Here is a 5521-nt window from a genome sequence, read left to right as displayed (position 1 = left end):
TTGCGTATGGACTGCATCCACGTATTTTGTTTCTGGAAGCGGGCGAAGACACCCTGTTGCAGCGCTACAGTGAAACCCGCCGCCGCCATCCCCTGACTGATGACAATGCGGCTACTCCCGGTGAATCCCTGCTGAAAGCTCTGCAAAGAGAGCGGGAAATGGTACAACCTCTCGCTGATATGGCAGACAAAAGGCTGGATACTTCCCGAATCAACACCCACCAGTTGCGCCTGCGGGTGCAGGCCTGGAGTCTGGCGTCGCAGCACTATGGCGGTTTGGTATTGCTGCTGCAGTCTTTTGCCTTCAAGCGGGGGCTGCCACTGGATTCTGATTTTGTGTTTGATCTGCGCGCCTTGCCCAATCCGCACTATGATCTGGAGTTGCGGGCTTTAACGGGGCGTGATGCTGCCGTACAGGCTTTTTTGGCAGGGCGTCCAGAGCTACAGACAGCGCTGGGATCCTTGCGGAGTTTTTTGCAGGTGTGGTTACCCCCCTTTGCCCGGGAACATCGTAATTATGTGACGGTATCCCTGGGTTGTACGGGGGGACAGCACCGCAGTGTGTACATGGTGGAAGTTCTGGCACGCGAATTATTGGGTAAAGGCCAACGCATTCTGATTCAGCATCGTGAACTGAATGTCACCGAGACTTTGACATGATTCACCTTGTTCTGCTGACCCATGCAGGTATGGGCGTGGCATTTGCCAATACCCTGGAACATATTTTCGGGACCATGCCAGCAGCCGTCGAAGTTGTGGAGATTTTGCCCGACGCTAATCCCGAAACCGGGCGCAGGCGCCTGTGGGAATTCATTGAAAAACTGCCGGAAGGCGATGCCATGCTGATTCTCAACGATCTTTACGGAGCAACCCCGGCAAACCTGATTCCGGCAATTCTTCCCGAAGACCGCGTGGCAGCCATCAGCGGTTTGAATCTGGCGATGCTGCTGCGGGCTTTATCGCGGCGCGAAGAAGGTCTGACCGCAGCCCGTCAGGGGGCCTTGGATGGGGCTGTGCAGGGCGTTGTGGATATTCTTGCTCTGCGTGCTGCGCCGCGTACCTGAACATAAGCCTGGAACGGGTAGCGGTCATTCGCCACAATACCCGGTGTTGTCGGCGCTATGGTCGCACCTTCGCGGTCGGGTTATGCTGAAAACATTTGAGTCTGACCTTGTTGTCAGGGGGTGAGTGTTGTGACGGTCCGTGTTGACTATCCTGTTATTAATTCGTTGGGCTTGCATGCCCGGCCTTCGGCGAAGTTTGTCAGTCTTTCGGCACGTTACCCCTGTGCTGTCTGGCTGGAGCGCGATGCTCAGCGGGTCAATGGTAAAAGTATCATGGGCTTGATGACCCTGGCGGCAGCCCAGGGAACCATTCTGACATTGGAAACCGAAGGAGAGGGAGAGCAGGCTTGTGCCGATGCCTTGCTGGCGCTGGCTAAGGACCGATTCGGGGAAGAGGCATGAGTTTTGAACTGGCAGGTATAGGGGCTTCTGGTGGCATTGCGATTGGCACAGCGCTGGTGCTGGAGCCGACGACGCTGGATATTCCCGAACATCTTCTGGCTCCAGAAGCTGTGGAGGCAGAAGTGCTGCGCTTACGTGCAGCTCTCAGCAGTGCCCGTGATGAACTTTTTGCGGTACGGGACGTGATTCCTGCCGACGCACCCCAGGATACCCGCCTGTTTATTGATGCGCATCTCCTGATGCTGGATGACCCAGCCTTGCGGGAAAGGCCGTTACGCTCCATTCGTGAAGATCACCGCAATGCGGCCTGGGCCATTCAGCTGGAACGGGAGCGTCTGCTGGAAATTTTTGACCGCATGGAAGACGCCTACCTGCGTGCCAAGCGGGAAGACATTATTCAGGTGACCGATAGGGTGTTAAGGCAGCTCGTCGGCTGGGAGCCGCCGACGCTGCAGAGTGCGGAAGGACAGATCATCATTGCCGAAGAGTTGAGCCCTGCTGATACCGTGCTCATGAAAAAGGACAAGGTCCTGGCCTGGGTGACCGACTTTGGTGCTGCGAACTCGCACGCCGCCATTCTCGCACGGAGTCTTGGACTGCCAGCAGTCGTTGGCGCCCATTCTGCCAGTCGTCTGCTACGCAGCGGCGACATGGTCATTGTCGATGGTGATCAGGGCATTATTCTGGTGGCACCGGACGCGCTGGTACTGCGCCAATATCAAGGCTTACAGGAGCAACGGCAGCGCCGCCGCCGTCTTCTGGAAGAACAACGGGATCTGCCCGCCATTACTGCCGATGGTGTGGAAATTCATTTGCGGGCCAACATCGAATTACCGGACGACTCCAGTCTGGTGAGGCGCATGAATGCCGATGGTGTGGGTTTGTATCGCAGTGAGTTTCTGTTTATGAATCGTCCCGATATTCCTGATGAAGAAGAGCAGTATCAGGCCTTTTCCCGGGTTGTGACCGAAATGGCGGGAGCCCCCGTGACCATCCGCTCGTTGGATATTGGTGCCGACAAGGGGTTAAGTGACGACGAAACGACCACACATAATGCCCTGAATCCGGCTTTGGGTTTGCGCGGACTACGCCTTTGTCTGCGTCGTCCCGAGTGGTTTCGCCCGCATTTGCGGGCCATATTGCGGGCTTCGGCCCTGGGGCCGGTGCGTTTGATGCTGCCGATGCTCAGCAGTATGAGCCAATTGCTGCAAAGCCGGGCGCTGGTAAGTGAATTGCAGGCAGAATTGCGTGGCGAGGGACTGCCCTGTGATCCGGATATGCCTCTCGGGATTATGGTAGAAGTGCCCGCCGTGGCCATGGCTGCGCACTATTTTGCCGGTTGTGCCGATTTTTTCTCCATCGGGACCAACGATCTTATTCAATATGCCCTAGCGGTTGATCGTGGCGATGATGATGTCAATGATCTTTTTGATCCGTTGCACGTCGGCGTCCTGGCTTTGATTCAGCACACCATTGCTGCCGGGCGCGCCAAAGGTATTCCGGTAGCCATGTGTGGCGAAATGGCGGCCAATCCGGCTTTTACGCCATTACTGCTGGGCTTGGGTTTGCGGGAATTCAGTATGTACCCGGGCGCAATCCCCGAGGTGAAGGAAATTATCCGCCAGACATCCATTGCCGAAGCCGAACAGTTGGCAATGGGTGCTCTGGCAGGAGATTTTTCTGTGGCCCTGGAGACCGGACATAGCTAGATCACCAATGCGCCGTATAGGGGTAGGTCTGATGCTGCTCCTGATGCTGCTGGTGATCGGAATGTTTGTTTTCTGGTTCATCGGTGGCCCCCGAATTGTTCTGGAAGAAATTCTCGCTACCCGCCTGCAGGCCCCCGTAAACCTGCAGGCTAATCCCCGCTTTTATTGGGGCAAGCAGCAATTGCAGGTGACCCTGCAAGGCTTGCGGATCGGAACACAAGCGCAGCCCCGCTTGCAGTTACGGCGACTGATGTTGAGCTTGCTTTGGCGACCCCTGCTTACCGGGCATGTAAAAATCCAGCAGATTTTTCTGGATCAGCCTTCTGTGTATGGTCCCTGGCCAGCCAGCCCGGGCTCGGCAGCTTCTTCCGCCAATATGCATGTCAGTCTGCCGGGAGACATCCAGATCCGCGATGGCAGTTTGCGCTGGTCTGGTCTGGCGGGACATGTATTGCAACTGTCCGATGTGCAGGCCAGTTTCCCTCGTTCTGGTGCCGGAACCGCTACAGGACGCTGGTTCTGGAATCAACATGCGGGTCAAGGCCGTCTGCAAATGGGTATTCACTCCACAAGCGGACTTTCTCTGCGCAATTTGCAATTGCTGGTTGGCACTCGTCAGGTTCCCGATGCCCTGAGGCTCCAGATGCCGCGCCTAGAAATTCAGGATAAAGTTCTGCAGATTCCCGCGCTGCAAGTCCATTGGCGAGGTAATCATGAGCAGCGGATGGAGTGTTCGCTGGAGGATTTACAGGCTCAGCCAGGGCTGCAAAAAATTGCGATGCACAGCGCAACGGTGCAAGCGGGGTCAGATTTCCACATTCGCGTTGATAATGCCCGTTTTTCCTGGGCGCAATGGACCGGTCAGACAAGTTATGTCGTAAGCGCAGAGCACCTGCCGGAGTTGGCTAAAAAATGGGGATTATCCTGGCCGAAATTGACGAACCCCAAGGTCCCGCGATATTTCAAGATGAGCGGTAAACTGATCTGGAAAAATCCCCGTTTCGACTGGACCATCCGCCATGGTCTGCTGGATAGCAGTCCCTGGTCTGGAAATATTACGGGAACCTGGCAACCCCTGGAAATTCATCTGGACTTAAAGATGCAGCGCCTGGACCTTGGTGCCTATCTCCCCGCGCCCAAACCGGGTCCAGGGGCCGTACTACCCAGGCTTCCCGCAACCTGGCCGATCACCGGCTCGCTGCAGATCGGGCAGCTGATCTGGGGAAAAATCCGGGCGGAGGACGTGCTTATCCGTAGTCGGAAACCATGATGCAGATTGCCGACATATTGCTGGACTGGTACGGCGAAAATGGCCGCCATGGTCTGCCCTGGCGACAAACCCGGGACAGTTATCGCTTGTGGCTTGCGGAAATCATGTTGCAGCAAACCCAGGTGGAAAGTGTCAAGCCCTATTACCAGCGGTTTCTGGACGCCCTGCCCAATTGGGAGGCTTTGGCTGTTGCGCCCCAGGATCAGGTGCTGGCCTTGTGGAGCGGTTTGGGCTACTACGCCCGGGCCCGCAACGCCCAACGTGCTGCGCAAAAAATCATGACGGATTTTGCGGGTGAATTTCCCGATACGCCGGAAAGTGCAGAAAGTCTCCCGGGAGTGGGGCGCAGTACGGCTGCTGCAGTACTGGCCAGTGCTTTTGCCCAGCAACGCCCTATTCTCGATGCCAATGCCCGTCGTGTCCTGATCCGGACCCAGGCCATTCGTAGCGATCCCAAGGCCAGCAAAACCCTGCAGCATTTGTGGAAGCTGGCTGAGGCACTGACGCCCGCTGATGCCCACACATACAATCAGGCCATTCAGGACTTCGGCGCAATGATTTGCGTTCCACGGCATCCTCACTGCGACGCATGCCCCTTACAACGGCGTTGCCTGGCTTATGCGGGTGGGTTGAGTGAACAACTGCCGCTGCCCACCCGCAAGCCGGAAAAACCCGTTCGCTGCGTTTTTTTTCTGCAGTTAGAAGATCGTAGTGGACAGATATTTCTCGAAAAAAGACCGGATTCTGGCATATGGGGCGGGCTTTGGTGTCTGCCTCAATTAAATCCGGAAGGTTCAGCGCTCCCCTTCCTTTGTGATGATCAGCAAAAGGCTCTTGCCGATGGGATCCTGCTGCGCGAACGGGTACGACAGTTCTGTGCCCTCCGCCATGGCCTTACCGTAGAAGTAAAGGCGCTGAAAATACTTCAGAAGCATGTATTTACCCATTTTCAATTACACTTCCGCTGCATTCTCGCGACTGTGCAAGACGATCAAATTGTGCCGGGTGTCGCAGATCAGATTTTGACAGGACGTTGGTTTACTCGGGAAAATGCCCTGGCAGAAGGATTGCCAACCC

At 56.1% G+C, this 5521-nt stretch carries 6 protein-coding genes; all 6 read left to right on the top strand.

Translation table 11 applies throughout. The features are described 5' to 3' along the window. On the top strand, window positions 1-659 hold a 659-nt coding region (locus AC2VLY_RS15415; RefSeq protein ID WP_486922582.1), incomplete at its 5' end, for an RNase adapter RapZ. Further along, window positions 656-1063: a PTS sugar transporter subunit IIA gene (locus AC2VLY_RS15410; protein WP_193651204.1), complete on the top strand. Its 408-nt coding sequence runs from the start codon at window positions 656-658 to the stop codon at window positions 1061-1063. The genes AC2VLY_RS15415 and AC2VLY_RS15410, both read left to right, overlap by 4 nt. A gap of 129 nt (window positions 1064-1192) precedes the next feature. Beyond that, on the top strand, window positions 1193-1465 hold the full coding sequence (locus AC2VLY_RS15405; RefSeq protein WP_486922581.1) for an HPr family phosphocarrier protein: 273 nt from the start codon (window positions 1193-1195) through the stop codon (window positions 1463-1465). Beyond that, the gene (gene ptsP, locus AC2VLY_RS15400; protein WP_300249968.1) at window positions 1462-3174 is read left to right on the top strand and encodes a phosphoenolpyruvate--protein phosphotransferase; all 1713 of its coding nucleotides are present in this window, start codon (window positions 1462-1464) and stop codon (window positions 3172-3174) included. The genes AC2VLY_RS15405 and ptsP overlap by 4 nt, the downstream gene beginning before the upstream one ends. A 31-nt stretch (window positions 3175-3205) precedes the next feature. Further along, on the top strand, window positions 3206-4444 hold the full coding sequence (locus tag AC2VLY_RS15395; RefSeq protein WP_486893149.1) for an AsmA family protein: 1239 nt from the start codon (window positions 3206-3208) through the stop codon (window positions 4442-4444). Beyond that, window positions 4441-5521, top strand: a 1081-nt coding sequence (gene mutY / locus AC2VLY_RS15390; RefSeq protein ID WP_486922580.1) for an A/G-specific adenine glycosylase, incomplete at its 3' end; no start/stop codon positions are given. The genes AC2VLY_RS15395 and mutY, both read left to right, overlap by 4 nt.

This window comes from Acidithiobacillus sp. TH-A36, assembly GCF_057473445.1.
This window is presented reverse-complemented; position numbering and strand designations above follow the sequence as displayed.